Raw genomic sequence first — 26,088 nt, forward strand, 5'->3', positions numbered from 1 at the left:
GGAGCGAAGGGAACGGGAAATGAACCACTCGGTACGACGTGTCGTGGTCGGGGTCGATGGATCCGCCGGCAGCCTGGTCGCGCTGCGACGGGCGGCGGGGGAAGCCCGGCTTCACCACGCCGAGCTGCGCCCGGTCCGCATCTACTCGTCCCCGGAGGGCGACTACATCGACCTGATGTGGCCGCCGGACCCGGAGATGGCCCGGGACCTGGCCCACCGGGCGCACGACGAGCTGGTGGACGCCTGCGAGCAGGCGCTGGGCCGGCTCCCCGACGATCCGCCGTGCGCACCGATCGTGGCTCGCGGCCAGGTGGGCCCGCTGCTGGTGGAGAGCGCCGCCGAGGACGGCGACCTGCTGGTGGTGGGCGGCGGCTCGCACGGAGTGGTGCACCGCGTCCTGACGGGCTCGGTGAGCCGCTACTGCCTGCGGCACGCGCACGGCCCGGTCCTGGTCGTACCCGCGGACGCCTGACGCGGGCCGCGCGGCCGGGGCGTGTCTGCTCCTGTCGCCGATCGCCGCCGGGCCGGCGGCGATCGGGCAGCCGGGGCACATCCGTGGCTCCCGCACCGCCCACGCCGCGTTCCACCCTGTCCCCGCCCGCACCGCTGACCGCAAGGACATCGATCCCATGCACACCATCGTTCTCACCGCCGGCTCGGCGCTCGCGCCGTGCGACGCCCCGACCGTGGCGCCGGCCGCCGTGTCGGACAGCCCTCGGCCGACTCCCGGCATCAGCACCGGCCCCCTCGTGGCCGCGGCGGCGGTCCGGGTGACCGCCCACCCGCACCGTAAGGGGAAGGGCCGGTGAGCCTCCCGCGCCCGGACGCACGGGCGGCGGTGCGCTCCCCCGCCCCGGCGGAGGGGCGCGTCGTCCGCCCCAGGGCCGCGAACCCCATGGACCGGGAGCCGTCGCCCATGGACATCATCGCGACGCTGCCCCAGGCGTTCCTGGATGCGCCCGTCGGCCTGGCCGTGCTGGACGCCGATGGCGTCGAATGGGCCGCCAACGCGCGGTGGGAGGAGATACTCGGCGGCCGGCACACGGAAGGGGCCCGGCTGCCCTGGACCATCCGGCTGCCCGAGGGCGCACGCGCATCGGCGGCCGAGGCGGTGACCTCGGCCCTGCGGCACCCGGACCACGCTCCGGTCGGCGTGCCGATCGGCCTGCCCGTCGCCGGGCGCGGCGAACGCAGCGTACGGATCGAGGTACGCGCCCTTGGCGCGCCCGGGTTGTGCGTCGCCTCCGCCGAGGAGGTCCCGGAGCCGGACGAGGAGCGGCAGCTGCAGCTGCGGCTGGCGTTGGACACGGCGGACCTGGCCGCATGGAGCCTGGACGTGGAGACCATGGAGGAGCGGTGGTTCGCCGGTTCCGAGGAGCTCTTCGGCCTGTGCCCCGGCCCCGGCACGCCGGGGGAACGCGTCCTGGCCGCGATCGCGCCGGAGCACCGGCAGCAGGTGGACGAGGCCTTCCACCGGGCGCTGGACGGCTCGCAGGGGCTGGACGTCCGCTTCAGGATGCGTGACCGTTCCGGAGCCGAGCGCTGGATGTGGGACCGGGGCGGAGTGCACCTGCTGGGCGATCCTCCGCGCAAGACCATGATCGGTGTGACCCGGGACATCACCGCCGCGATGCACCGGCAGGGCAGGCTCGAGGAACGTGCCGAGGCCGAGGCGGAGCGCGCCGACCGCATCCAGGAGGTGGCCGCCGCGCTGCTGTCCGCGACCACCACCGACGAGGTCGCCCGCACCATCGCGGACCACTTCTGCGCGGGCACGGACGCCATCGGCTCGCTGGTGCTGGTGCCCGAGGACGGGCGGATGCGCACCATGGCGGGCGCCGGCACCGGCGTGCGGATGGGCAGGCTGATGGACGGCATGCGGCTGGACCCGGGGGTACTGCCCGCCCGTGTCATGCGGGAGGGCAGGGCCTTTTACGCCCGGTCCCGCGCCGAGCTCCGGGAGCTCACCGGAGGCGACCCGCACGACCTGCTCTCCCTCACCCCGGCCCGGTCCTGGGCGATGCTGCCGTTGGCCCGTGGTGACCATGACCCCGGTGCCCTGGTCTTCGGCTTCACGCGCCGCCATGACTTCCCGGTCGAGGAACGCACCCTGTTGCTCGCCCTCAGCGGGCTCACCAGCCAGGCCATGGAGCGCTGCAGCCTGGTCCAGGCCCGGATCGACCTGGCCCGGGCCGTCCAGCGGGTCCTGCTCCCCGGGGAACTCCCCCGCCTCCCCGGGCTCCGCCTCGCCGCCCGCTACGCCCCCGCCCGCGACGGAGTCACCGTCGGCGGTGACTGGTACGACGCCCTGCGGCTGCCCGACGGCCGGTGCGGGCTGTGCATCGGGGACGTGGAGGGCCATGACGTCGAGGCGGCCGCCACCATGGGCCAGGTCCGTACGGCGATGCGGGCCCACGCGCAGAACGGCGCCGATCCCGGTCAGGTGCTGTCCGCCACCAATGCCCTGCTCTGTTCGCTGCACAGCACCCTGTTCGCCACCTGCACCTATGTCGTACTCGACCTGGAGCGGGGCGAGTTGGCGGCGGCCACCGCCGGGCATGTGCCCGGGCTGCTCGGCCTGTCCGACGGTGGAACCCGGCTGTTGACCCCGCCGCCCGGTCCGCCGCTCGGCGTCCTGCCGTCCGCCGCCTATCCCTGCGTGCGGGAGCCGCTCGCCGGGGTGCGCTGGTGCGCCCTGCTGACCGACGGCCTGCTGGAGGGCCCGGAGGTCGAGCTGGAGGCGGGCCTGGACCGGGTCCGCGCGGCCCTCGGCCGGGAGGACGGCGGCGACTGCGAGCGACTGGCGGACACGGCGCTGATGGCCTCCGGGCCCACCGGTCACCTGGATGATGCGGCGGTGCTGGCGGCTTGCCTGTGACGCATGGACGCACTCCGCCTCCGAAGGATGAATTATGCGCATCCGCTCGAGTGACAGGCGTTTCTCCGATTATCCGATTGGTGAAAACCCTGGATGATCACCAACAGCACAGGAGGAACCATGCGCACCCGTACCGTCCTCACCTCTACCGGCCTGATCGCCGCCGCCCTGCTCGCCGGCGCCGGATCCGCCGCCGCCGCCACCTCCGGTGACGAGGCCCGCGGCCATGCCTCCTGCTCCCCCGGCGCGCTGTCCGGCGACGTCTTCCAGGCACCGCTCTCCGTGCCGGTCGACGCCACCGGGAACAGCGGCAATGTGATCGGTATCCTCAACCCCACATCCGGCAACGAGAGCGCGAACCGCTGACCCTGCGCCGAGAACTGCCGCATCAGCCGCACTCCTTGAGTGACCGTCGGATGCGGCAGACAGGCCTTGGTGAGTGGCCGGTCAGGGCAGCGGCCCACCGAGGAAAAGGAAGTTGAATCGCACGGCGTTGGGACGGAAAGCGCCCCAGGACTTTCCCGTCTTGGACGGGAGGGTGTCCGATGCGCCAGTGCAGTTGGTGTTGGCGTAGACAGTCGCCGTGGCGTCGGTCTGGTTGTCCGCACTGACGATGGGGAGGCCGAAACTGATGCACTCGCCGTTCGGCGGGTCGGAGAACGAGTGGTCCACGCCGTCCGTATCGGTGTAGGAGAATTCGCCGGCAGCGGCCTGGGCATCGACGGAGATTCCGGTCGCCAACGCGAGCGCGGCGCACCCAGCGAGAGCAAGTCGGCCTGCGTTTCTCAGGGCGTTCATGGGGCGCCTCACCACCTTCGGCAGCTGCGATCCATAGGGTCCACCTGCACAGGAAACCGGTTTCGGAGGCGGGGCGCAGTCGCCCGTGGGGGTGGTTTCAAGGCCGTGCCCCGGTCCCCCGCAGCGCGGGACCGGGGCACCCATACGGAGTGGCGGCCTGTTCGAGGGTGTCAGGCGTCGGCCACTGCGAGCTCCTGCCGCAGGTCCGGGGCGGCGACCGTCGCGTTGTCCGTGCGGCGCTGGAGCGCGCCCGCCCACAGCGCGCCCAGGAGGCCGAGCACGCCGAGGGCGGCACCGACCCACGCCACGGACTCGTAGCCCCAGTCGGCGCTGATGGCCAGGCCGCCCAGCAGCGGCGCCAGGGTGTTGCCGATGTTGAAGGCGGAGGTGTTGGCGGCGCCGACGAGGGTCGGGGCGCCGGGCGCCACGGTGAAGACCCGGGACTGCAGGATCGGGTTGGTGACGTAGCCGGCCAGGCCCAGGAAGAAGACGGCCACGACCGTGACGATCACGTTCTGCGCCGTCAGCGCGAGCACCACGGAGGCGATGATCAGGACGCCGAGGCCGAGGGCGAGGGTGCGGATCGGGTGCGACTCGGCGACGCGGCCGCCGATCGTCATGCCGATCAGTCCGCCGACGCCGAACAGCGCCAGGATGGCCGGGACCCAGCCCTCGGAGAGGCCGGTCACATCGGTGAGCACCGAGGCGAGATAGCTGAAGGTGACGATGACGGCGCCGAAGGCGAAAGCCGTGATGGCGTAGGAGAGCCACAGCTGCGGCCGGGCCATGGCGCGCAGCTCGGACGTGACCGTGCGGGTCTCCTCCTTGGCGCCCTTGCCGCCGGGGATGGCGACCACCGAGCAGACGAGGCTCATGAGGGTGAGGACGGCAACGGCCCAGAACGCCGCGCGCCAGCCCGCGAACTGGCTCAGGACGGTGCCGGCCGGGACGCCCACGATGGTGGCGAGGGTGAGCCCGCCGGCGACGACCGCGACGGCCTTGCCCTTGGCGCTCACCGGCACCATGCTCACGGCCGTGGCCACGGCGACGCCCCAGTATCCCGCGTAGGCCAGCGCGCTCACGATGCGGGTGGCGAACAGCAGCCCGTAGCCGGGTGCGACCGCGCCGGCCACGTGGGCGGCGATGAAGACGGCCTGGAGCGCGACCAGCGCGGTGCGGCGCGGCCAGCTCAGCGTGGCGACGGCCAGCAGGGGCGCTCCGACGACCATGCCGATGGCGAAGGCGGAGATGAGGAGCCCGGCGTCGGGGATCGAGACGCCCAGGTCGTCGGCCATGTTGGGCAGCAGGCCGGAGAGCATGAACTCCGAGGTGCCCTGGGTGAAGATGCCGAGTCCGAGGATGTAGACGGCGAGTGGCATCTTCCCGGCCCGTCCGGGGTCCGTGGTTTTTGAGGGGCCTGTGGTTTTTGAGTCGAGTGCCATGAAAAGCCCTCCAGCGCTTCGGGGATCGGTGGTTTCTGAGTCGGGTCCACGAACCGGACGTACGGCGTCCTCGACTCCATGGCCAGGACGCTAGCACATTTTGAAGCACACGCTTCAAAACAACGGAAGTGCGCCGGGCGAGGCCTCTGCCTGGGGTTTTTGGACGATCGCTTCAAAACCTTTAGTGTGCGGAGTATGGCGAGGCCGAGGAAGTTCGACGAGACCCGCGTCATCGGCGCTGCGATGGACGCGTTCTGGCGCCGGGGCTACGAAGCGACCTCCACCCGTGACCTGAGCAAGGGCACCGGGCTGGGCCCGTCGAGCCTGTACAGCACGTTCGGCGACAAGCGGCAGCTGTATCTGCGTGCCCTGCGCCGGTACTACGAGACGGCCACCGACGCACAGACCGAGATCCTGGAGCGGCCGGGACCGGTCAAGGACCGGCTGCGCGAGCTGATGCTCCACGACATCGACGTCGACACCTCCGGCACCGGGCGCCCCGCCGGCTGCTTCGCGATCAACGCGGCCATCGAGATGGCCAGCTCGGACCCGGACGTCAAGGAGCAGGTGCACCGGCATTTCACCAGGGTGGAGAAGGCACTCGGTGATGCGCTCGCGCGCGGCCAGCGGGCCGGCGAGATCCGCACCGACCGCGACGCGACGAGCCTGGCCCGCCAGGTGCTGAGCACGTACTACGGCCTGCACGTCCTCAGCAGGGCCCACGACGACCGGCAGGTACTCGCGGACGTCGTGGAAGGCACGCTCGCCACGCTCTGAGCCGGAGCTTCACCCACACATCCGGGAGAAGCGGAAAGGCGACCATCCGGACGCCGGCCGCACAGGCGGGCTGCGCCCCGGTCAGTAGGCCGGCCGGGCCGTCAGGACCGAGGCGATCACCGAGGGGGCGGGAGGGCCGTCGAGGAGCCGGCGCAGTTCCGCCACTCCCGCGCACCGCTGTTCCGGTGGGAGGAAAAGATACTGCTCGATGCGTTCGTTGAAGGTGCTGCGGAACCGCGCATAGAGCTCGTCGTCCGCCAGGATCCGGCCCGCGACGGCCACCAGGGCCTCGGTGCCCAGGTAGTCGTCCTCGGGCAGTGCGTGGCCGGGCAGAACGTCCGCGAACCGGCCCGCCAGACGTCCGAAGAGGGTGCCCGCGAGGTTCCGGATGGTGTACGTGTGCGCGTAGTGCTGTTCGTGGAGCGCCAGCGGCAACCGGCCCAGGAGCGTGGTCTCGTGGAGCGCCGACAGGCCGGGGGCGAGCAGGGAGTGCGGCGTTCTCGCCATCTGCCGCAGCAGCTCGCGCTGGGGGAGGAAACGGCGGTCGACGCATCGTCCGGAGGTCCGGTGGCTGCCGCCGCGGGGGCCGGTGTACGGGCCGCCGCAGACCAGGACGCGGGTGAATCGGGGCCAGTCGGCGAGCAGATCCGGGATCCAGCGGTCGATGAGCCGGAGGTAGTCGTTGTTGGCCTCGAAGCCCAGGAGGAAGTTCTTGAAACCGCCGGTGTTGATCAGCAGGTCGTAGTCCGGCCCGTCGGTCGCCGGTTCATCTGCCGCCGCTTCCCTCAGGCCCGCCAGGTCGACGAGCGGGCCGGTCAGCAGCATCGTGCGGTCCGGGTCGGCAGCGGTGAACTCGGCCATCCGCCGGGAGACACCGGGGAAGTTCTGGACCACGCTGTGGTCGGCCAGCAGGTGGGCGGCGAGGACGCGTTCGTGCGGCGAGAGGCGGGACAAGTGGTGGCGGGCGGCCAGGAAGGACATGCGGGGAACGGCCGCACACAGCTCCCGGATCCGCGCCGGGGAGGTGCGGTGCTGCCAGAAGCCGAACAGGCAGTCCACCAGGACCACCGGCCGACGCGCCACGACCGCGCGCAGGACGAGATCGGCGTCCATGACGGAGACCACGTGGTCGCTGTCGGCCAGCAGACGGTCGAGGAGCACGGGTCCGTTCCCGTGCGGCTCGGTGAGCTCGTGGACGGTGTCGAAGGCGGTGGCGTTGCGGCGGGCGAACGCCGCCGCGACGCCGTCCCCCACGAACGCCCGCTCGTGCCCGGAGAGCAGCCGGGAGACGGCAACGAGCACGGAGGCCGGGCCGAAGCCGCAGTTCTGAGCGCCCATGAGGATGCGCATGGCGCGTCAGCGGGCCGTGGGCCGTGGATCGGCCAGGATTCCCGCGAGTTGCCGGGCGAACGGGGCGGGGTGTTTGGCGTAGCCGGCGTGCCCGCCGGGGAACTCCACCAGTCCCCGGCCGAGCCGCTGTGCGAGGACGGCCGCCGGCCGGTGCACGTCGTGGGTGCGGGATTCCCGGCCGCCGGCCATCACGATGCCCGCCGCTACGGCCGCCAGCGCGGTGAGGTCGGGCACGCAGCGGGAGGAGGGCAGCAGCACATGGGAGAGGAAGAACTCGCTGTTGTCACTCGCTTCGGGGAGCTGCGGGGCGGGCCTGCCGCCGAAGAGAGCGCGGAACCTGTCCAGGGCCGCCGGCACGCCTTCCCGGCGGAACGTCGTGTGCACCTCGTCGAAGAAGGCGGCGTGCCGTGCCGCGTCCGGCAACAGCCCCATGGCGGGAGGCTCATGGACGACGGCCAGCCGGACCCGCTCCGGATCGCGGACCATGAGCTCCAGTGCGACGAGCCCGCCGGCACAACTGCCGAACACCCGCACGGTCTCACCGTTCCGGGCGAGGTGGTCGAGCAGCCGTGCGGCGTCATCGGTCTGGGTGTCGAGCCAGGCATGGGGCGGCGGCCCGTCGAGGCGGCTGCGGGAGATGCCGCGTGGGTCGTAGGTGACGACACGGTGGCGGGCCGCGAGCTCGTCGGCCAGGTCCCGGAAGACCTCGGCGTCGGAGGCGCCGCCCGGGATGAGCAGCAACAGCGGTCCGTTGCCGCGCACTTCGAAGTACAGCCGCGCGCCCGGCACGGTCAGCGTGCCGCTCTCCAGGGTGTCCATCAGATCTTCTTTCGAGGGGACCGCTGGCTTCAGCCGGTGGGGGAATCGAATCCTTGGAACGGAGCCGCGCAGCGGTGGAGTCCGCTTCGTTGTCAGTGGCGGCCGGTAGGGTGAACTCACCAGCTGTGGCCAGGGGTTATGAGAGGGAGGGAGCCGGGCGTGATACGCGCGTACAAGTTCCTTCTTCGCCCCACGGCCGGTCAGGAAGCTGCGCTGCGAGCGATGCTGGCCGATCACTGCTCGCTCTACAACGGCGCTTTGCAGGAGCGCCGTGACGCCTACCGTCACCCGTCGAAGACGACGGTCCGGTACGGGCAGCAGTCGGCGCAGCTCAAGGAGATCCGGGCGTTCGACCCGGAGCGGCAGGGCCGCTGGTCGTTCTCGTCGCGTGCGACACGAAGTCGCACCATGCAAGTGGGGGTTCTTGCGTAGAGAGACAGGCCGAGAACCCCTCAGATCAGTGCTCAGATCTGTTCCCGGACCTGCATGCGTCGCTGGCAACGGCGGGGTGTGAAGCCAGGTCAAAATCCCAAGGGCAGCCGATCCGTCCGGCCGCCACAGGAGAGGGAAAGACTGGGTGGGTGAACTCACGTGAACCCCTGACCATGCCTCGTCAAACGAACGGCTGCAAGACGGGTGGCGATAGCAGCCGACAGGTCCCGGACGCAGCAAAGCGTCAAGCGAACCCCCTGGAGTGATGGAGGGGGCGAGAGCACCGCTGGACCCGGGGTATAGGGGGCACCCTCCCCAGTCGCATCTTGATGGTGCGGAACGTGGCAACCCCGTTGCGGTCTGCCTGACCGCAGTAGGCCGACCGCAAGGAAGGCCGAATCCCGCAGCGGGAGAAGGATGACCCAAGAAGCAAAAGCCGGTAGGTCGAAAGGCCAGAGGAAAACAGGAGCCAGGTGAACTCTCTACACCTCCTGCATAACTCGCCGGATACGGACATGAGTCCGGCCCGAAAGGGAGCTGACGTGGGTCAGGTGGGATCTTGAAGAGAACTGCGAAGGACCCGGAACCGATGAGCAAGTTAGACGGCGCGGAGGCTCCGCGTTGAACGGATCTGAGGGCGTCCTTGAGTGGAGCTGCATCGACTGGGCATCCACCGAGGAGAACGTACGGCGACTGAGGCAGCGCATCTTCAAGGCGACGAAAGATGGGGACCTCAAGAAGGTCCGTAACCTGCAGAAGCTCATGCTGCGATCGCGGAGTAACACCCTGGTGAGTGTGCGCCGCGTGACCCAGCAGAGCACGGGCCGCAAGACAGCGGGCGTAGATGGGGAAGTGGTGCTCACGCCGGAAGGCAGAGCGCGACTGGCATCCGAGCTTCAGGAGTCGGACGCCCCCTGGTGCGCCAAGCCTGTCAAGCGGGTGTACATCCCGAAGAGCAACGGGAAGCAAAGACCACTTGGTATTCCAGTTATTCGAGACCGGGCCCAGCAAGCCCGGGTCAAGAATGCACTGGAGCCGGAGTGGGAAGCCCGGTTTGAGCCGCGAAGCTACGGATTTCGGCCGGGAAGGGGATGCCATGATGCAATTGAGTCGATCTTCTCGATGGTTAAAGGAAAATCGCCAGCGAGAAGATGGGCTCTGGATGCGGACCTGGCTGCGGCATTCGATCGGATCAGCCATGATCGGTTGATGGAAGCCATTGGTATGTTCCCTGCTCGTGAGCAGGTGCGTGCCTGGCTGAAGTCTGGGGTTATGGAATCTGGCCGGTATACGGCAACCAGGGAAGGCACACCTCAAGGGGGCGTGGTTAGCCCCCTGCTGATGAACGTTGCTCTGCATGGAATGGAGGAAGCGGCCGGGGTTCGTTACCGGCGTCGCACCGGGCAGGAGCCCGGTCCGGTGCCAGGAACCCCTGTCCTTGTGCGCTACGCGGACGATCTCGTCGCGCTCACGCACACGGAAGCTCAGGCGCTGGAGGTCAAAGAGGCGTTGGCGAAGTGGCTGGAGCCCCGCGGGCTCCGATTCAACGAGGAGAAGACGCGTATCGTCCACCTCGATGACGGCTTCGACTTCCTCGGATTCACCATCCGGAGAAGGAACAACGACCGAGCGATCATCACGCCTAGCAAAGAGGCCGTAGGGAGGGTCCGGGAAAGGCTTCGGAGTGAAGTCAAGGAACTTCACGGAACCAACGCCGAGGCGGTACTGCGTCGACTCACGCCAATCGTGCGCGGATGGGCAACGTACTACCGGGGAGTGATCTCGTCGCGGACATTCGCCAGACTGGATCACTACGTGTGGAAGCTCACCTACAGGTGGGCCAAAAGAGCGCACCCCACAAAACCGAAGGACTGGGTAGTCAAACGGTACTTCGGGCAATTCCACAGCACCCGGACGGACAGGTGGGTGTTCGGCGACAGAGATTCTGGCGCCTTCCTCATCAGGTTCGCCTGGGTGCCGATCGCCCGGCACATCATGGTCAAGGGTGGAGCATCGCCAGATGACCCCAGCCTCCAGGAGTACTGGACGAAGCGACGCCGCCGCAAAGCGCCACCGCCGATGGACAAGGTAAGCATGACCTTGGCGGCACGGCAAAAGGGGATCTGCCCCCTCTGTCGACAGGCGTTGATCGTCGGGGCCGAATACGAACCGGACTCCCCTCGGGAGTGGATTGAATGGTTCTCGGCGCAGAAGAAGAGGTTGCATAAGCACCACTTCGTCTACCGGCGAGAAGGCGGCGGTGATGGAATGGAAAACCTCCGTCTCGTACACGCTGATTGTCATCGAACGCACCACGCAATTGACGGCAAGAGGCACAACTGATGCAGGAGTCTGAGTCGCCCTTGGATTCTGCTTGAGCCGTGTGCGGCGACGAGTCGCAAGCACGGTTCTTAGGGGGCCGGGGCCCGGCGACGGGCTCCGGCTACCCGACAGCAGGCCACGCTTCGCCGTCTCGACAAGGCGTTCGCCGCGTTCTTCCGCCGGATCAAGAGCGGAGAGAAGCCCGGATACCCCAGGTTCAAGGGCGTCGGCCACTTCGACACGGTGACCTTCCCGAAGGACGGGGATGGCTGCCGCTGGGACTCCGCCCCGCACGAGAAGCAGACCCGCGTCCGGCTCCAAGGTATCGGGCATGTGCGCGTGCACCAGCACCGCTCGGTCAAAGGCCGGGTGAAGACGATCTCGGTGAAGCGGGAAGGCAGCCGCTGGTACGTCATCCTCGCCTGCGACAACGTTCCCGCCGAACCACTGCCCGCCACAGGGCACCATGTCGGCATCGACATGGGCGTCACGCACTTCCTCACCGTCAGCGACGGCGTGCACGTCGCCAACCCGCGCTTCCTGGAGCAGACGGCCGGGGAACTGACCGCTGCCCAGCGGGCACTTGACACGTTCCCCAAGCGGAAGAAGGCTAAGGACCGGACGAAGAAGCACCGGACCGCGGTGCGCAAGGTCGCCAGGCTGCACGCCAGGATCCGGCGCCAGCGCCTGGACTTCGCTCACAAGGCGGCCGGCTTTGTCGTGGCCGGAGCCGACGTGATCGGCCACGAGCGGCTGAACATCGCGGGCATGATCCGCACCCCCACACCCAAGCCCGACAACACCGGCGCGTTCCTGCCGAACGGTGCCGCCGCGAAAGCCGGGCTGAACCGCAGCATCCTGGATGCGGGTTGGGGCATCTTCCTGAACATCCTGGCGAACAAGGCTGAGAGCGCCGGTCGCCGCGTGATCCCGGTGGACGCCCGCAACACCTCCCGCACGTGTCCGCCAGCCGCCGGAGGCTGCGGACACGTCGCAAAGGAGAACCGTGTCACCCAAGCGAAATTCGAGTGCGTCAAGTGCGGGTTCGTTGAGAACGCCGACACCGTGGGCGCACTGAACGTTCTGCACAGGGCCGGGCTGGTCCTCTGCGCCGGTGCGTAGCCACCGACACAGGAAGCCCGCGACTTTAGTCGTGGGTGGAGTCACCTCTCTCCAGCTCGCTCCGGCGCAGGGCCCGGCAGGACGGCCAAGGGGTGGCATGAGGCTACGCGCGGGACGGGCCGTGCGATAGGGGAAGCGTACGCGCCGGGTTGTGCGCGGTTCCCCGGGTCATGGCGCCCATCGGCGCTCCGGAGCGCCTGTCTCCGGGTCGCATGGGCGGGGCATGGAATGTCCCATGGTGTTCGGTTTGAAGAGATCCGCCGCGACGGCGGATGGCAGGCGGCTGCGCGTGGTTGCCCTGGCGGCCGCCGTGGTGTTCGGCGCCGCCGCGCCGGTGGTGCCGGCGTCCGCCCAGTCCCGGGGCTCCGAGCTGTTGCAGTGCCAGGGGACCGAGTCGGTCGGCTACCGCCCGGGAGTCGTCCTCCAGCCGCGGCCCATCCACGTCACGGTCGACGGGCGCTTCGGCTCCTGTGCCGGGGGCGACGGTGCGGTGCGCAGCGGCGGCTACCACGAGGAGTTCACGCTCTTCACGGGCTGCAACAATCCTCTCGAAGGGTTCCGGGCCGACCGAACCTATGTCTGGAACACCGGCGACTCCAGCACCGCCGACATCAGCGGCAGCAGTACGGCCGTGGCCGGCCAGGTGGTCACCCCGGCCACCGGCACCGTCACCCACGGCCGCTTCCGCGGCCGAAAGCTGCTCCAGGTCGTCCCGGTTCCCCAGCCGAGCCTGCTGCAGTGCCTGGCGGGCGGCCTCACCGGCGCGACCGGGGTGACGACCTTGACGATTCTCTAGGCCGGGCCGGTGGCGGGTCTCGCATTGGCCCACTATCCGAAAAATGCTACCCACCACGGCACATCCGGCAACTCGGGATCCGTTCACCTCTGCGGTACGGGGATCCGCCAGAGCGAGGTCGGCCGGTCTTCTTCCCCGTCGTGTGACTCAAAGGCGATCCATTTGCCGTCGGGTGACCAACTGGGGGCGCCGTCATAGGACTTGTCGTTCTTGGTGACCTGGACCGGGCTCCCGCCCGCTGCGGGTATCACAAAGATCTGCGGCAGTTTGAGCCCGCCGACGGTGGAGGAGAAGACCACGGACTTTCCGTCGGGCGACCAGCTGGCATCGGTGTGCTCGCCCGCCCCGGCGACGAGCCGCCGCATCCCGCTGCCGTCCGCGTTCATGATGAAGAGCGACCAGGTGCCGTTGTCCTCTTCCTTGCGCTGGAAGACCAGCTTGTCTTCGCTGGGCGACCAGTTGGGCTGACGGTTGTCGGTGTGGGTGCCGGGCCCGTCCAGCAGCCGGGTCTGCCCGGAACCGTCCCGCCTGATCTTCCAGATGGAGCCGTAGGCGGTTTTGTCGCCGTCTTCGCGCTCCACGCTCTCCTGGAAGGAGATCCACTCCCCGTCCGGCGAGAAACTGGGCTCCAGATAGCCGGACTTGCCCTGGTGCTGGGTCACCCGGACCGGCTGCCCGCCCGGTTTCAGGGTCCACACCTCGTCATGGACCTCCCGGTCCCAGGCGAAGGTCACCCCGCGGGACGGGTGCCAGCTGCTGCCCGGCAGGTTCACCGCGGCCGTGTCGGCCTTGTCGAGCAGGGTGTCCGGTTTCCGGTCCGCCGCATCGGCGTCGAAGGGCAGGACGCGCAGCGCGGCGGCGTCCTTGTTGTAACCCCCCTGGAATTCGGTGAAGAGGAAGGTTTTGCCGTCCGGGGAGAAGGCAGGGTTCTGGACGCTGAGCTTCTCGCCCGCTCTGCGGAGCAGCTCGGCCCCGTCACCACGGGTCTCCGCCCGCTTGTGGGTGGGCTTGGACGGACTCGACGCTCTCGGCTCCGAATCGCTTTCGGCCTCGGACCGAACTTCGCATGCCGTCAGCACCAGGACGGCCAGGAACATGGAGGGAATCACACGACTGCGCACCGGAGTGACCCTAGTCGAGTCAACTCACGGGAAACAACGGCAACTTGAAGAACTTGAAGAACTCGGGAAACAGGCGAGGCCCTGTCGTATGACGTCGTATGACATGGGATCCGATATCCGGTTCGTACGCCATCCGGAAGGCCCGGTGCACGGTTCTGCGGGCGTCTTGGGCACAATCATCAGGTGTCCAAGAACAGCACCATCGGTCCCACCTCACCCTGCCCCTGCGGGCTCGACGCCGACTATGCGGAATGCTGCGGCAGTCTGCACAGCGGGCAGCGGCAGGCGGCCACCGCCGAGCGTCTGATGCGCTCGCGTTACAGCGCCTTTGTCGTCCACGATGCCGCGTATCTGCTCCGCACCTGGCATTCCAGCACCCGGCCGCCCGGCCTGGACTTCGATCCCGGGATGCGGTGGACCGGGCTCGACATCCTCGCCACCGGGGACGGCACGCCGTTCCACCACGAGGGCACCGTCGAATTCCGGGCCCATTTCCGTGCGCACGGAAAGTCGGACGCGCAGCACGAGCTCAGCCGTTTTGTGCGGGAAGACGGGAAGTGGGTCTACCTGGACGCCGCCTGACCGGCACTTCGGGGGCGGCCTCCTCCCGTGGGGAGGAGGCCGCCCCCGATGGCCGGGGAAGCGGCTTGGGTCAGCGGACCCGCCCGTACCAGACGTTGTTGGTCCAGATCTTCTCCAGCCGGACCTTCTTGCCGGTGCCCGGGGCGTGCCAGATCTTGCCACCCCCGGCGTAGATGCCCACGTGGTAGACGTAGCTGCCGGAGTGGAAGAACACCAGGTCGCCGACGCTGCGGGAGCCCCGGGACAGATGCCGGGTGGCGTTGTACTGGTCGGCGGCCACCCGCGGCAGCCGCTTGCCGGCCTTCTTGAAGGAATAGAGCGTCAGGCCCGAGCAGTCGAAGCGGTTGGGGCCGGTGGCACCCCACTGGTACGGGGAGCCCTGCTTGGACGCCGCCACCTTCACGGCCTTGGACCCGGGGGTCGCCGCCTGCGCATCGGCGGCCATGCCCGGCAGGAGAACGGATGCCGCGACGGTGGCGGCGGTGAGGGCCGATGCGGTTCCGGCCCGGGAGATGAGCGCGGGTATTCGAGGCAACGCAGAAGACATGCCAATAGCCCTTCGTCATCCGCCTGCGAAAGATGACCTGTCGGGTTCGGACTGGCGAAGTTGCCCGGCCACCGCTGTGGCTTCACCCCTAGAACCACCGCCATCGTGGTTCGTCGTGCCTGGGTCTCCCGCTCCTGCCGATCCAACGAATCAGTTCCGCATCCGGAGCGGCGGCAGGATTCGGCGTCCGCCCGGATCGCCCCGCCTCGGTGACGGGTGCTGTTGTTCGGTGCATGATCCTGCACCATCAACCGGCAAAATCCAGAGCGGAAATGGCAGTCTGTGAGGTTCTTCACGTTGGGCGGGGGCGGTTTCCCGCCCCCGCCGACGGGGTTCAGCAGGGACGGCGCCAGGCGTTCAGACCGAGCTTCTTCTGCATCGAACTGAGGTGAAGATTCTTGGCCATGTCACAGAACTCCCCTGGTGACAGGTCGTATTCGACATGGAATACGGCCTTGTTCGCCCGCACAAAGGGGGTGAGCTTGTCGCACTCCTCGTACTGCGCGCACTGCTCGTTGACTTCAAAGTCGAAGTCCTTCACCAGCTGCGGAATCTGATCCAGGTCGTTCTTGAGCCCGATGGCGAGTCCTCGCTCATGCGCCAGGCTCGCGACCATCCGGTTGTAGGCGAGCTGGTGCTCGCCGGTGAGCGGGAAATCCGTCTTGTTGCGGAACCCTTCGGTCAGATCCGGCTCAATCGCATCGAATCCCTTCTTTTTGCACATGTCAAAGCGCTTCGCCATGATCGGACGCAGGGCGTCGATGCGGCGGATGTCCAGCCACTTCTCCCCCTTCCATCCCTCGACGTCCGCCCCCAGCAACTCCCGGGGGAAGGAGCCATGGTCGGGGCGGAAGTCCTCATAGGCGCCCACATTGATGTAGCAAATGGCCTTCCGCTTCTTGCCGTGCAGCTGGTCGACGACCTTCGCATCGTTCTCGAAGCCGTCGATGTCATAGACGGGGACATCCACGGAGGTGTCGACCTTCCCGTCGAGCTGCCACTGCCAGGGAGTTCCCGGCCGGGGCTGCCAGCGACCGCCGGAGGCGGTGGTGGTGGGCGGCGCCGACGAGGGTCCGGCGGACGGCGAGCTCCCGCCGCGCGTCGGGGTGGCATGCCCCGGCTTCGGTGAAGTGTGCCCGGGCTTGGGCGATTTGCCGCCGGAGGCCAGGGGGGCGGCATGGCCGTCGGACTCCGCCGGTGCACTCGCGGCCGTCTCCGCCGCGTCGGCCGAGTCCGAGGAGTCCTTCGCTCCGTTGCAGCCCGCCAGCACCAACACCCCGGCCACGGCCAGCAGTCCGGCACGGGCGGGTACCCCGATGCCCCGGCGGCGACGCGCCGGGGGTATCGCATCCCCGTCAGAGGTTCGGTCTGCCATGGATTTTCTCCTTTTTTCGGTTTTCCGGCAGGCCAATGACACCCATGGACACCATGATGACCCACCCTGCGCACTTGTGATCAGCGCGCCACTGGGGCACACCGTAGACCACGTGTCGGGAGCGCGCTCAGTCAACTCCCGTGAAAGCAGAGTCATTCGGCGGCGAGTGACGGCATCCTGAGCCCCGGGTCACCTGGGACCGCTGAGCCCCTTGACGCGGAGGTAATTGTCATGGACATTGCCCCTGCTTGGGGTTCGGGCTCGCCATGGACCATCAGGCGTCCGACCCCGTGCTCCCACCCCCCGCCGTACCCACCGTTCGGTCCCGGAGGAGCCAGATGAACAGACATCGGACCCCCTTGGTCGCCCTGCTGCTCTGCGCACTCGCCGCCCTGGGGATCGCCCCCGCCACCGCACACCCCGGCCCTGCCGCGGGCCACCCCGCCGGCCCGCCCGTCGTCCGCACCCCCGACCCCGATGCCCCGCACACCGGCATCGTGACCGGAGCCCGCGAGCCGGGCCGCTCCCCCGCTCGCGAACGGGCGGTCCGCGCCTTCGAGGAGAGCCGGCGCTCCCAACGCGAGGCCCAGGCGGGCCACTTGGACATATCCGCCAATATCACCCACAACTGGTGGGGAGTCTTCCCCCAGCCGGGCACTCACGACGGCATCATGGCCACCCACACCGTCGACCCCGGCTACCGGGTCACCGACGCGGAGAACTTCACCTACGCGCCCACCACCAAGGCCCAGAACTCCTGCATGGAGATCGTCACCTCCTACTGGAACAGCGGCGACGAGATCTGGGCCTGGGACTGGTGCGGCTCCCCCGGCGGGCCCGCCAAGATCCTGGCGATCGACTCGGACTTCCTGGCCAAGTACACCGCGGGCAGCGGCGGACCGTACGCCTACACCGTGCAGCTGGTGCGTGACGACGCGGCCGCCAACACCTGGTCCGGGTATCTGTACAACCACCGCACCGCCGCCTGGGACCTGCTCTACCGCCAGTCCGGCACCGACCAGAGCGGTCTGAACCACGGCTGGGACATGTTCGAGATCTATGCCAGCCCCGACCCCGCCACCGGCGTCGGCTACTACTGCACCGAGGCGCGCAACACCGTCTTCGACAGCAGCGCCATCCGGCTCCGCCACGGCGGTGCCTGGAAGCCCGCGAGCCCGTCCGACTCGCCGTGGACCGAGACCAACCCCGACGGCGGCGCCTTCCTCTGCCCCGAGCTGAAGTTCATCCAGGCCGGGGCGGACGACCACTGGACCGTGCGCCAGTAGCAGGCCCGATCCGGGGTGCCCCCGCGAAGGGGCCGCGCGGGCACCCCGGATGGTCACCCGCCGGGGAAGTAGGGGAAGTAGTCGATGAGCATCATGTCGCGTATGCCCTCCCGGACCCCCGACGCGGGCCGGATCGGGGTGACGCCGTGCAGCACCCGCCGGTCGTCCAGGACGATCGTCTCCCACTGCCCGGTGAGCAGCGCCTTGTGCACCGGGTTGCGCTCGAGGTCGTAGAGGCTCGACTCGGCCCCCTCCACGCCCTCCCGTCCGATCAGCACCTGGGCCACATAGCAGTGGCCGTCCCGGTGGATGCCCTCGGGGGCGGGATGGCCCTCGGCATCCGGGGTGGCGATGACCCGGATCTGGTGGATGCCACAGGAGTCGATGCCCGCGCGCGGACCGGGGAGCCGGTCTCGCAGGGTGCGGACGACCGTGTGCAGCGCGGCCGAGGACGCGATGGATCCGCGCAGCGGGGCGAACATGCGGTCCACGCCGCCGTGCACCGCGTTCACCGTCTCCTCCTGGAAGAAGGCGGCATGCGGCAGCAGTTCCAACCGGTCGGCCAGGATCCGGAATCTGCTGTACCGGCGGAAGCGGTAGGGCCTGGAGGCGCCCAGGTGGGCATCGGCGGGCAGATCGCGCCAGGACTCGGTGAACTCGGCGACCGATTTCCCCGGCAGCCGCTCAAGCGCGGCCGTCAGCAGACCGGTCCCGAACTGGACAAAGGGCTCGGACGGAGCGTGCGGGTGCCGGGCGGGCACATCCGGTGATACTGGGTTCATGGGTTTCCTTGCCTTCGGACGAGCTGTGGTACGGCGGCCCGCGCGCAACGGGCCCGCAGGGACAACCGGATGGCTCCTGGCGAGGGCACCGTGCGCCGCACGTGAGACAGCACCTCCCGAACTTCCGCATCACCAGCCTCTGTTGTCACATCAACAACTCCCCCCATTGATCATTTCAAAACCTCTGCATCATTCACGTAGGGAAGGAACTCCCCGGTGCGCGGTGACAACGACAGCGACAGCGACGGTGCGTTGGTGGTCTCCGTCCACGACATCGCGTCCTGGAGCCTGGAGCAGAGCCGATGCTGGGTGAACGATCTGGACGCCAGGGGCGTGCCCGCGACCTTGCTGCTGGTGCCGGGCGCCTGGCGCGGCCCGGGCCTGCCCGACGATCCGGCACTGGTGGACTGGGCCCACGACGCACAGCGGCGCGGCCATGAACTTGCGCTGCACGGATACACCCACCAGGGCGTGCCCGGCGGCTCCCTGCCGCGCCGGTGGACGAACACCGTACTGGCCCGCGGCTGCGCCGAGTTCGCCGCGCTCGGCCAGCAGGCGGCGCGCGTCCGGCTGGAGCACGGGCTGGCCGCACTCGCCTCCGTGGGCATCACGCCACGGGGCTTCACCCCGCCGGGCTGGCTCGCCTCCCCGGGCACCGTGGCGGCGCTGCGCGCCCTCGGCCTGGAGTACACCACCAGCCAGCTGGCGGTGCACGACCTGCGCACCGGGATCCCGCACCGCATGGTGGCGCTCTCCCACCGGCCGGGCGGTCTCGGGGAGCGTTCCGGCGCCCGGCTGATGCGGGTGGCGGCCCGCCGGTGGGCCGCCCGCGGCACCCGGTTCCGCATCGCCCTGCACCCCGCCGACCTGGCCCGGCCGGGGCTGCGCGACTGCACGCTGGAGGCCATCGACACCGCGCTGGCGGCCGGGGCCCGCCCGTGCACCTATGCCGCGTGGGTGTGTTCGCGCCGGGCGCCACACGGCGGCCCCGGATGAGGATCGTCCAGCTCGCCAACTTCTACGCGCCGTCCTCCGGCGGTCTGCGCACCACCCTGGACGCGCTCGGCCGGGGCTATGCCGCCGCGGGCCACGAGCGGATCCTCGTGGTGCCGGGGCGCCGTTACTCCTGCCTGCGCGGCGACGGGCCGGGGCTGCGGATGACCCTGCCCGGCCTGCCCATGGGCGGCGGCTACCGGCTGCTGCTCTCTCCCCGGGCGCTGCGCCGCCTGCTGGACCGGCTGGCACCGGACTCGGTCGAGGTCTCGGACAAGCTCACCCTGGTGCACTCCGCGGGCTGGGCCAGGGCACGGGGCGTACGGTCGGTGCTGTTCTCCCACGAGCGGATCGACGCCATCCTGGCTCCCCGGCTGCCGGGCTGGGTGCCGCTGCGGCCGCTGGCCGACGGGTGGAACCGCCGACTGGCCAAGGCCTTCGACGCCATCGTCGCCGCCTCGGCCTTCTCCTGCGCGGAGTTCGGCCGGCTGGCGGTCCCGGCGCTGCACCGGGTGCCGCTCGGCGTCGACCTGGCGGCGTTCGCCCCGGCGCCGCGCCCGTCCCGTACCGATGCCGGTGTCCAACTGGTGTACGCGGGGCGGCTGTCGGCCGAGAAGTTCCCGCACCTCCCGCTGGAGACCCTGCGCGAGCTGCTGCGGCGCGGCATCCCGGCCCGGCTCGAGGTGCTGGGCGACGGCCCCGAGCGGGGCCGGCTGCTGCGCCGGGCCGCCGGGCTGCCGGTGCGCTTCCATGGCCATGTCCCGGGCAGCACCGTGGCCGCGGTGACGGCAGCGGCGGATGTGGCGCTCGCGCCCTGCCCGGTGGAGGCCTTCGGACTTTCCGTCCTGGAGGCCCTGGCCTGTGGCACTCCGGTGGTCACGACCGACGGCGGAGCCGCGCGGGAGCTGCTGGCGCCGGGCGCGGGGCTCGCCGTCCCGGCAGCGGCCCCGGCGCTGGCGGACGCCGTCACCGCACTGCTCGGCCTGCCCGAGGAGCGCCGGCGGGCGGCGGCCCGGGCCCGGGCCGAGGAATTCCCCTGGTCCAGAACCGTGGCCCGGATGCTCGCCGTTCACGCCGGGACGCCATCCGCCCGCTGACCTGATGCCGTGGGGCGGCGGAAGTCACGGACCGGCGGCGGAACCTCGCCCCGGCCGTCTCCCTCTCCAGGAGCAAATGCCCTGCACAGAGGAGTGACACATGGGCCTCACCTCGCAGACCCTGCTGCTGGTCCTGGTGTTGACCGCCATTGCGATGTGCGCCCTGGTGCTGTGGCTGTGGCCCCGGGTCGCGCGGCGGGGACTGCTCGCGCTGGCCTCGCGCCTGGGTCTGCTGGTGCTGTTCCAGGCGACCGTCCTGGCCGTACTCCTCGTCGAGGCCAACAACGAGTTCGGTTTCTACTCCACCTGGAACGAACTGCTGGGCCGCGCCTCCGGCCACCAGGAGCTGCAGCCGGGCGCGGACGGCGGAAAGCGGCCGCCCGCGCTCGTGGTGAAGGGGCAGGAGTCGGTGGGACTGAAGGGATCGCGCGAGAAGGCCGGCCAGGTGGACCGCATAGCGATCCGCGGACCGGTCAGCGGGCTCGGCATGGACGGCTATGCCTATCTGCCGCCGCAGTACTTCCAGAAGGGCCATGAGAAGGACCGGTTCCCGGTGATCGTCTCGATCACCGGCCAACCCGGCGTGTCCAAGAACCTCATCACCCAGATCAAGGTCCCGCAAGCTGCCTCCGCGGCCATCATGGACCGGCGGATGAGGCCGGTGATCGTCCTCATGGTCCGCCCCTCGGTGGTGGCCGACCGCGACACCAACTGCACCGATGTGCCCGGCGGTCCACAGGCGCTCACCTTCTTCAACCAGGACCTCCCGATCGCCGTCAACGACGTCTACCGCGCCGACGGCTCCACCGGCGCCTGGGGCGCGGTGGGCGACTCCACCGGCGGCTACTGCGCCCTGAAGATGGCCATGACCAACCCGGCCCGCTATGGCGCCGGGGCCGGGCTGTCCGCCGACTACTTCGCCCGCCAGGACCACGACACCGGTGACCTCTACGCCGGAAGCGCAAAGCTCAGGAACGAGGCCGACCTGATCTGGCGGGTGGAGCACCTGCCCCCGCCGCCGGTGTCCCTGCTGCTGTCCACCAGCAAGAGCGGTGCAGATTACAAGCAGAACTACCGGGACACCATGAAATTCGCGGAAAAGGCGAAGGCGCCGACGAGGGTCACCAAGCTCGTACGGGACCAGGGCGGGCACAACTTCCAGACCTGGCGCGAGGAATACCCCGTCGTATTGCGCTGGCTCGACAGGGAGCTCTCAGCGGGTCACTGAGCGCCCCCTGCCGCGGAGTGCGGGAACGCGATCGCGGGCAGCCTCGTCTCAGCCGGTGTGGCCCGAATACGTACGGTCCTGTGCGTAGGGGGAAAGGGCGTACGGCATGGACACCATGAGCGCGGAGCGGCGGCAGCCGCTGCTGGCCGGGCGGTACCGGCTCGTCGGGCAGCTGGGCAGCGGGGGCATGGGAGTGGTCTGGCGGGCCTTCGACGAACTCCTCGGCCGCGAGGTGGCGGCGAAGGAGGTCCGGGCCCCGGACCGGATGCGGGAAGCCGACGTCCGGGTGCTGTACGCACGGCTGATGCAGGAGGCCCGGGCCGCGGCCCGGGTCAGCCACCCCTGCGTGATCACGGTGCATGACGTGGTGGAGCAGGAGGGCCGGCCCTGGATAGTCATGGAGCTGGTGCGCGGGCGGTCCCTCGCCGACGTCCTGGAGCAGGACGGCATCCTCGACCCCAAGGAGGCCGCCCGGATCGGGAGTTCGGTGCTTCAGGCGCTGCGCAGCGCGCACGCCGTGGGGGTGCTGCACCGGGATGTCAAGCCCGCCAATGTGCTGCTGGAGCCCGGAGGCCGGGTGGTGCTCACCGACTTCGGCATCGCCCAGGTCGAGGGCTCGGGGACGCTCACCCGCACCGGTGACCTGATCGGCTCGCCGGACTACCTGGCCCCGGAGCGTGCGCTCGGCCGGCGCCCGGGCACTCCGTCGGATCTGTGGTCGCTCGGCACCACGCTGTACGCGGCCGTCGAGGGGGTCTCCCCGTTCCGCCGCACCTCGGCGCTCAGCACCTTGCAGGCCGTGGTCCAGGACGAGCCGCCGCCGCCACGGCGGGCCGGGCCGCTCACCCCCCTGCTGGCGGGGCTGCTCCGCAAGGACCCGCAGACCCGGATGGGTTCGGCGGAGGCGCAGCGGCTGCTCGATGCCGTGGCGGCGGGCCGGCTCGCCGGGCCACCGCCCGCGGTGGCGTACGTTCCCACCACGCCCGACGTACCGGCCGTTGCGCCGCGGCCCGTCGCTCTGCGGTCGGTGAGCGTGCCGTCCTCGGGGCAGCCGTCCTTCGGCCCCCCGACGCGCCCGGTGCCCGACCCCCGGCGTCGCAGGGCGCTGTTGTTCCTGGCCCCCGTGCTGGTATTGCTGCTCATCGGCGGGGGCGTCGCCGCCGTGCTGATCGACCGGGGCGGGGACGGGGCAGGAGCGGGCACCGGGCCCTCCGCGGGCGTGTCCACCCCGTCCGTCTCGCCCCGGCCGGCGGAGCAGCCGACGACCGCGCCGGTCACCCCCTCCGGCTACCCGGCCCAGCCGGGCTATCCGGCGGAGAGCTCCACCGCCACCTGCGGAGGCGGTTGGGTAACGGCCTGCGGTACACAGTGAATTGACGCCGGGACGGGGGGACGGACAGATGGAGAAGTGCCGGTGGCCGGTCGTGCTGCTCATACTGATCGGCGCCCTGGGAGTGGCGGGGTGTTCCTCCTCGTCGACGGCTCCCCGGGCGAAGGCCGCCCGGGTGGCGCTGGAGGGTGTCGGGGTGACGGGCACCGGCCCGTTCCTGAGGGCCCCGGAGAGTGATCTGCGGGGTGTCGGTTCGCAGGGCGGCGGAGGGGAGACGGCCGGGGACGCCCGGGGTGCGTTCGGCGGCACTCGCCGGGCCAGCCAGTGCGACAAGGACCGCCTGGTCAGGGAGCTCGGTGCCGATCGGGTCAAGGCGAAGGCATGGGCGGCGGTACGCGGCATCGGCGCCGACCGGATCGCCGCGCACATAGCGGGCCTGACGCCGGTGGTCCTGCTCCATGACACCCTCGTGAAGAACCACAACTATGAGGGTGGCGGCCGGACTTCCGCCTATCTGTCGGTGCTGCAGGCCGGCATGGCGGTGCTCGTCGACGGATATGGACGGCCGGCGGTCAAGTGCAACTGCGGGAATCCGCTGGGTGAGCCGGACGCGCCCGTCGATCTGCAGGCCTCCTCCTACCAGGGCAGGCGCTGGGAGGGGTTCCAGGGGGAAGGGGTCACGGTCATCAGGCCCAGGACCGAGGACCAGGGACCGATGAAGAACATCCCGCTGGTCGACCCCTTCGAGCAGGACAAGGCCTTCGACCGGGAGGTCGGCAACGACGGCACCCATGACTCCACGGTGTTCCACTGGAACCCCCCGCCCGCGCCCACGCACGCTTCCTCCGGTCCGGTGCCCACGCGCCCGTCCGGCACGGCACCGCCGCCCGCGCCCACCCTCACACCCACGCCCCCGCACCAGCAGCTGCCCACCTCGGCCGCACCGCCGTCCGCCGAACCGCCGTCCGCCGCCACGGAAGCGCCGTCACGGCCCGCCCCGGCGGAGACGTCCGCACCGCCGCCTGCCTCCCGGGAAGCGCGGCCCCCGTCGGGGTCCGACGAGACATCCCCCGCCCCGGTGACCTCCGAGGCGGCACCTCCCGCACCGGCAACCTCCGCCTCCAGGGAAGCACCTCCCGCCCCGGAGACCCCCAAGGAACCCCTGGCCCCCGCAACCTCCAAGGAGCCACCCGCACCTGCGACTTCAAGGCCAGCGCCTCCCTCATCGGCACCACTTGCACCCAAGCCCCCACCGGACCACGTACCCTCGCCCCATCGACCCACCCTCGCCGAGCCACCGGTGCCACCCGCGCATCCGACGCCTCCCACCCTGGCACCGCACCCGCCCGGCGGCGAACCGGCGCCCGTCAAGCCCGGCCATCCCGCGCCCGGTTCACAGCCGTCATCCGCGTCACTGCCGTAACCGGCGGTGTGTCGCCAGGACCATCACTCACTCGAGCGCCACAGAGCCACAATCGCACGAGCCACCTCGCGCGACCCCTCGTCGACGATGGCCTCCGGGTTGCCCCCGGCGGCGGCCAGGTCGTCGAGGAAGCGCCCCACGGCCGCCCGGCCCACCCGGTCGATGATGGCCTGGTGGTACCGCCGAACCCTTCCGGTGGCCCGCAACTCGGCCGTTCCCCTGCCGGTCAGCAGTGCGGAGACGGCGACGAAACCCGGGAACTCCCGCTCGTCGTCGGGCATTTGACCAGATCCTGACCGATCTTCCATGCTCCCCCGTTCACGCCGCGCCGACCCCGGCCACCAGCTTGCCGCAAGGCCGGCCGGCGCACACCGGCGCCCGGGGGCCATTTCACGGACTCGACAGCGCCCGGGCTGCCACGCCGGTCCCCGGTCGCCGCGCCTCGGCCGTCCGGCTGAGTGCCGAGCGTGGCGCCGTCGCCCGCGTGCCGAACCGGCCGATCCTGGCGGCTCGTACGGCCGGTGAACGGCCCGTCGGGTCACAGCGAAGGAGCTCCGCGTGCAGCATGCGACCCCATCCGCCAGGGCATCGAGGTGAGAGGCCGCTGGGCCACCGCCGCACTCGCCGCGCTCCTGGTGCTCGTCCCGTCCGGCGCGGCGAGCGCGCGGCCGGGTCCCCGGCACGGCCGGGCGGCGCGGTCGTCACCGATCGTGACGGCCGATCAGGCCACTCGCTCCGTCTATGTGCTGAGGGGGGACCAGGCCCGGTGGGATGCCGACGGCGACGACCCGGGAGTGCTCTGGTCATGGAGCCCCGACGGCCGGGACGAGCTGGCCGACCTGGATCCCGGCACCTCGTGGACCAATCCGAGCGAGGCCAAGCTCCGGGAGCTCAACGGCCGGCGCTATCTGCTGGCCACCGCCTCGGGCGGGCTGGCCGCGGTGATCGGCTACCCCGGCCGGAGCGTGTACTGGGCGGCCGACACCGGCACCGGCAATGCGCACAGCATCGACCTGTTGCCCGACGGGAATGTCGCGGTGGCGGCCAGCACCGGCGGCTATGTGCGCCTGTACGCCGCCTCCATCGGCCCCCGGGCCACCGAGCACGCCCAGGTCCCGCTGTCCGGGGCGCACGGGGTGCACTGGGATCCGCACACCGGGCTGCTGTGGGCGCTGGGCAGTCGGGAGCTCATCGCGCTGCGGGTGAGCGGCCCCGACGACGACCCGGGGCTCACGGTCGTCCACCGCACCGCCCTGCCCACCCGGAGCGGCCATGACCTGGCGCCCGTCCTCGCCTCCCCCGGCCGGCTGTGGGTGACCACCGGCTCCGGGGTCTACCAGTACGCGACCGCGCAGCGGCGGTTCGTCGGATACCCGCTCCAGTCGCGGATCAGCGCCCCGGACGTCAAGAGCATCGGGGACGACCCCAGCACCGGGCAGATCCTGCTCGCCAGGCCCGAACGCGGCAACGCCTGCAGCTGGTGCACCGCCACCCTGACCCTGTATCAGCCCGACGGCACCCGGAGGCTGGTGCACGGCGGGATGTACAAGGCCCGCTGGTGGACCGCCAACCGGGGCCGGTGACCGGC

24 protein-coding genes, 2 pseudogenes and 1 riboswitch are annotated in these 26,088 nt (G+C 70.4%); of the genes and pseudogenes, 17 read left to right on the forward strand and 9 right to left on the reverse strand.

All coding sequences use genetic code 11. From position 1 onward, the window contains the following. Positions 1-19 precede the first annotated feature (19 nt). The 4 genes from ABCR83_RS09750 (at position 20) to ABCR83_RS09765 (ending at position 3,244) form a co-directional block, all read left to right on the forward strand. Positions 20-472 (forward strand): universal stress protein, encoded by a 453-nt coding sequence (locus tag ABCR83_RS09750; RefSeq protein ID WP_462694480.1) that lies wholly within the window; start codon positions 20-22, stop codon positions 470-472. A 157-nt stretch (positions 473-629) separates the two neighbouring features. Then, on the forward strand, positions 630-809 hold the full coding sequence (locus ABCR83_RS09755; protein WP_462694481.1) for a hypothetical protein: 180 nt from the start codon (positions 630-632) through the stop codon (positions 807-809). Next, a complete protein-coding gene (locus ABCR83_RS09760; protein WP_462694482.1) occupies positions 806-2,878 on the forward strand; it encodes a SpoIIE family protein phosphatase in 2,073 nt (690 codons plus the stop codon). Before ABCR83_RS09755 ends, ABCR83_RS09760 begins: the two co-directional genes overlap by 4 nt. A 120-nt stretch (positions 2,879-2,998) precedes the next feature. Beyond that, a complete protein-coding gene (locus ABCR83_RS09765) occupies positions 2,999-3,244 on the forward strand; it encodes a chaplin (RefSeq protein ID WP_462694483.1) in 246 nt (81 codons plus the stop codon). 81 nt (positions 3,245-3,325) lie between these two features. Here ABCR83_RS09765 and ABCR83_RS09770 read toward each other — a convergent pair whose 3' ends face one another. Both ABCR83_RS09770 and ABCR83_RS09775 read right to left on the reverse strand, forming a co-directional pair. Next, complete coding sequence (locus ABCR83_RS09770; protein WP_462694484.1) at positions 3,326-3,676, reverse strand: hypothetical protein; 351 nt, start codon at positions 3,674-3,676, stop codon at positions 3,326-3,328. Between the two features lie 170 nt (positions 3,677-3,846). Continuing rightward, positions 3,847-5,055 carry a Cmx/CmrA family chloramphenicol efflux MFS transporter gene (locus tag ABCR83_RS09775; protein WP_462694528.1) on the reverse strand — a complete coding sequence of 403 codons (1,209 nt, stop codon included), beginning with the start codon at positions 5,053-5,055 and terminating at the stop codon, positions 3,847-3,849. 258 nt (positions 5,056-5,313) lie between these two features. Between ABCR83_RS09775 and ABCR83_RS09780 the strand changes: the two genes are divergently transcribed. Further along, positions 5,314-5,895: a TetR/AcrR family transcriptional regulator gene (locus tag ABCR83_RS09780; protein WP_462694485.1), complete on the forward strand. Its 582-nt coding sequence runs from the start codon at positions 5,314-5,316 to the stop codon at positions 5,893-5,895. Between the two features lie 81 nt (positions 5,896-5,976). Here ABCR83_RS09780 and ABCR83_RS09785 read toward each other — a convergent pair whose 3' ends face one another. Continuing rightward, a complete protein-coding gene (locus ABCR83_RS09785; RefSeq protein ID WP_462694486.1) occupies positions 5,977-7,233 on the reverse strand; it encodes a hypothetical protein in 1,257 nt (418 codons plus the stop codon). A gap of 18 nt (positions 7,234-7,251) precedes the next feature. Next, a complete protein-coding gene (locus ABCR83_RS09790; protein WP_462694487.1) occupies positions 7,252-8,064 on the reverse strand; it encodes an alpha/beta fold hydrolase in 813 nt (270 codons plus the stop codon). A gap of 159 nt (positions 8,065-8,223) precedes the next feature. Between ABCR83_RS09790 and ABCR83_RS09795 the strand changes: the two are divergent. The 4 genes and pseudogenes from ABCR83_RS09795 to ABCR83_RS09810 form a co-directional block, all read left to right on the forward strand. Next, positions 8,224-8,475: pseudogene (locus ABCR83_RS09795) on the forward strand (helix-turn-helix domain-containing protein); the annotation flags it as partial. Positions 8,476-9,117: 642 nt separating this feature from the next. Next, on the forward strand, positions 9,118-10,839 hold the full coding sequence (gene ltrA, locus ABCR83_RS09800) for a group II intron reverse transcriptase/maturase (RefSeq protein WP_462694488.1): 1,722 nt from the start codon (positions 9,118-9,120) through the stop codon (positions 10,837-10,839). A gap of 108 nt (positions 10,840-10,947) precedes the next feature. Next, a pseudogene (locus tag ABCR83_RS09805) lies at positions 10,948-11,940 on the forward strand (RNA-guided endonuclease InsQ/TnpB family protein); the annotation flags it as partial. Between the two features lie 235 nt (positions 11,941-12,175). After that, positions 12,176-12,736, forward strand: coding sequence for a hypothetical protein (locus ABCR83_RS09810; RefSeq protein ID WP_462694489.1), 561 nt, complete (start codon positions 12,176-12,178; stop codon positions 12,734-12,736). Positions 12,737-12,819: 83 nt separating this feature from the next. Here ABCR83_RS09810 and ABCR83_RS09815 read toward each other — a convergent pair whose 3' ends face one another. Continuing rightward, on the reverse strand, positions 12,820-13,857 hold the full coding sequence (locus ABCR83_RS09815) for a TolB family protein (protein WP_462694490.1): 1,038 nt from the start codon (positions 13,855-13,857) through the stop codon (positions 12,820-12,822). A 183-nt stretch (positions 13,858-14,040) separates the two neighbouring features. Between ABCR83_RS09815 and ABCR83_RS09820 the strand changes: the two genes are divergently transcribed. Further along, positions 14,041-14,439: a YchJ family protein gene (locus ABCR83_RS09820; protein ID WP_462694491.1), complete on the forward strand. Its 399-nt coding sequence runs from the start codon at positions 14,041-14,043 to the stop codon at positions 14,437-14,439. A 70-nt stretch (positions 14,440-14,509) separates the two neighbouring features. Here ABCR83_RS09820 and ABCR83_RS09825 read toward each other — a convergent pair whose 3' ends face one another. Together ABCR83_RS09825 and ABCR83_RS09830 are read right to left on the reverse strand one after the other, a co-directional pair. Then, complete coding sequence (locus ABCR83_RS09825; RefSeq protein ID WP_462694492.1) at positions 14,510-14,986, reverse strand: C40 family peptidase; 477 nt, start codon at positions 14,984-14,986, stop codon at positions 14,510-14,512. 5 nt (positions 14,987-14,991) lie between these two features. After that, positions 14,992-15,144: riboswitch (cyclic di-AMP (ydaO/yuaA leader) on the reverse strand. A gap of 176 nt (positions 15,145-15,320) precedes the next feature. Next, entirely contained in the window at positions 15,321-16,361 is a 1,041-nt protein-coding gene (locus tag ABCR83_RS09830) for an endo alpha-1,4 polygalactosaminidase (RefSeq protein WP_462694493.1), read from the reverse strand. Positions 16,362-16,699: 338 nt separating this feature from the next. Between ABCR83_RS09830 and ABCR83_RS09835 the strand changes: the two genes are divergently transcribed. Next, positions 16,700-17,647, forward strand: coding sequence for a carbohydrate-binding protein (locus ABCR83_RS09835; RefSeq protein WP_462694494.1), 948 nt, complete (start codon positions 16,700-16,702; stop codon positions 17,645-17,647). A gap of 53 nt (positions 17,648-17,700) precedes the next feature. Here the strand turns inward: ABCR83_RS09835 and ABCR83_RS09840 are convergent, their stop codons facing one another. Continuing rightward, positions 17,701-18,429, reverse strand: coding sequence for a 2OG-Fe dioxygenase family protein (locus tag ABCR83_RS09840; protein ID WP_462694495.1), 729 nt, complete (start codon positions 18,427-18,429; stop codon positions 17,701-17,703). Positions 18,430-18,645: 216 nt separating this feature from the next. Between ABCR83_RS09840 and ABCR83_RS09845 the strand changes: the two genes are divergently transcribed. From ABCR83_RS09845 to ABCR83_RS09865, 5 genes are all read left to right on the forward strand, one after another. Further along, entirely contained in the window at positions 18,646-19,425 is a 780-nt protein-coding gene (locus ABCR83_RS09845) for a DUF2334 domain-containing protein (protein ID WP_462694496.1), read from the forward strand. Beyond that, positions 19,422-20,519 carry a glycosyltransferase gene (locus ABCR83_RS09850; protein WP_462694497.1) on the forward strand — a complete coding sequence of 366 codons (1,098 nt, stop codon included), beginning with the start codon at positions 19,422-19,424 and terminating at the stop codon, positions 20,517-20,519. Before ABCR83_RS09845 ends, ABCR83_RS09850 begins: the two co-directional genes overlap by 4 nt. Positions 20,520-20,619: 100 nt before the next feature. Then, positions 20,620-21,747 (forward strand): alpha/beta hydrolase, encoded by a 1,128-nt coding sequence (locus ABCR83_RS09855; protein ID WP_462694498.1) that lies wholly within the window; start codon positions 20,620-20,622, stop codon positions 21,745-21,747. Between the two features lie 106 nt (positions 21,748-21,853). After that, positions 21,854-23,119 carry a serine/threonine-protein kinase gene (locus ABCR83_RS09860; RefSeq protein ID WP_462694499.1) on the forward strand — a complete coding sequence of 422 codons (1,266 nt, stop codon included), beginning with the start codon at positions 21,854-21,856 and terminating at the stop codon, positions 23,117-23,119. 28 nt (positions 23,120-23,147) lie between these two features. After that, positions 23,148-24,500 (forward strand): DUF6777 domain-containing protein, encoded by a 1,353-nt coding sequence (locus tag ABCR83_RS09865; protein WP_462694500.1) that lies wholly within the window; start codon positions 23,148-23,150, stop codon positions 24,498-24,500. A 23-nt stretch (positions 24,501-24,523) separates the two neighbouring features. Here the strand turns inward: ABCR83_RS09865 and ABCR83_RS09870 are convergent, their stop codons facing one another. Then, positions 24,524-24,781 carry a hypothetical protein gene (locus ABCR83_RS09870; protein ID WP_462694501.1) on the reverse strand — a complete coding sequence of 86 codons (258 nt, stop codon included), beginning with the start codon at positions 24,779-24,781 and terminating at the stop codon, positions 24,524-24,526. A gap of 312 nt (positions 24,782-25,093) precedes the next feature. Between ABCR83_RS09870 and ABCR83_RS09875 the strand changes: the two genes are divergently transcribed. Then, the gene (locus tag ABCR83_RS09875; protein ID WP_462694502.1) at positions 25,094-26,083 is read left to right on the forward strand and encodes a DUF6528 family protein; all 990 of its coding nucleotides are present in this window, start codon (positions 25,094-25,096) and stop codon (positions 26,081-26,083) included. The last annotated feature ends 5 nt before the right edge of the window (positions 26,084-26,088 follow it).

This window comes from Streptomyces xingningensis, assembly GCF_054957865.1.

Excerpts from the sequence above, each read along its gene's own strand:
- ABCR83_RS09750 (WP_462694480.1), top strand. The coding sequence starts at position 20 with ATGAACCACTCGGTACGACGTGTCGTGGTCGGGGTCGATGGATCCGCC.
- ABCR83_RS09755 (WP_462694481.1), top strand. The coding sequence starts at position 630 with ATGCACACCATCGTTCTCACCGCCGGCTCGGCGCTCGCGCCGTGCGAC.
- ABCR83_RS09765 (WP_462694483.1), top strand. The coding sequence starts at position 2,999 with ATGCGCACCCGTACCGTCCTCACCTCTACCGGCCTGATCGCCGCCGCC.
- ABCR83_RS09770 (WP_462694484.1), bottom strand. The coding sequence starts at position 3,676 with ATGAACGCCCTGAGAAACGCAGGCCGACTTGCTCTCGCTGGGTGCGCC.
- ABCR83_RS09775 (WP_462694528.1), bottom strand. The coding sequence starts at position 5,055 with ATGCCACTCGCCGTCTACATCCTCGGACTCGGCATCTTCACCCAGGGC.
- ABCR83_RS09780 (WP_462694485.1), top strand. The coding sequence starts at position 5,314 with ATGGCGAGGCCGAGGAAGTTCGACGAGACCCGCGTCATCGGCGCTGCG.
- ABCR83_RS09785 (WP_462694486.1), bottom strand. The coding sequence starts at position 7,233 with ATGGGCGCTCAGAACTGCGGCTTCGGCCCGGCCTCCGTGCTCGTTGCC.
- ABCR83_RS09790 (WP_462694487.1), bottom strand. The coding sequence starts at position 8,064 with ATGGACACCCTGGAGAGCGGCACGCTGACCGTGCCGGGCGCGCGGCTG.
- ABCR83_RS09810 (WP_462694489.1), top strand. The coding sequence starts at position 12,176 with ATGGTGTTCGGTTTGAAGAGATCCGCCGCGACGGCGGATGGCAGGCGG.
- ABCR83_RS09825 (WP_462694492.1), bottom strand. The coding sequence starts at position 14,986 with ATGTCTTCTGCGTTGCCTCGAATACCCGCGCTCATCTCCCGGGCCGGA.
- ABCR83_RS09830 (WP_462694493.1), bottom strand. The coding sequence starts at position 16,361 with ATGGCAGACCGAACCTCTGACGGGGATGCGATACCCCCGGCGCGTCGC.
- ABCR83_RS09835 (WP_462694494.1), top strand. The coding sequence starts at position 16,700 with ATGAACAGACATCGGACCCCCTTGGTCGCCCTGCTGCTCTGCGCACTC.
- ABCR83_RS09840 (WP_462694495.1), bottom strand. The coding sequence starts at position 18,429 with ATGAACCCAGTATCACCGGATGTGCCCGCCCGGCACCCGCACGCTCCG.
- ABCR83_RS09850 (WP_462694497.1), top strand. The coding sequence starts at position 19,422 with ATGAGGATCGTCCAGCTCGCCAACTTCTACGCGCCGTCCTCCGGCGGT.
- ABCR83_RS09855 (WP_462694498.1), top strand. The coding sequence starts at position 20,620 with ATGGGCCTCACCTCGCAGACCCTGCTGCTGGTCCTGGTGTTGACCGCC.
- ABCR83_RS09860 (WP_462694499.1), top strand. The coding sequence starts at position 21,854 with ATGGACACCATGAGCGCGGAGCGGCGGCAGCCGCTGCTGGCCGGGCGG.
- ABCR83_RS09865 (WP_462694500.1), top strand. The coding sequence starts at position 23,148 with ATGGAGAAGTGCCGGTGGCCGGTCGTGCTGCTCATACTGATCGGCGCC.
- ABCR83_RS09870 (WP_462694501.1), bottom strand. The coding sequence starts at position 24,781 with ATGCCCGACGACGAGCGGGAGTTCCCGGGTTTCGTCGCCGTCTCCGCA.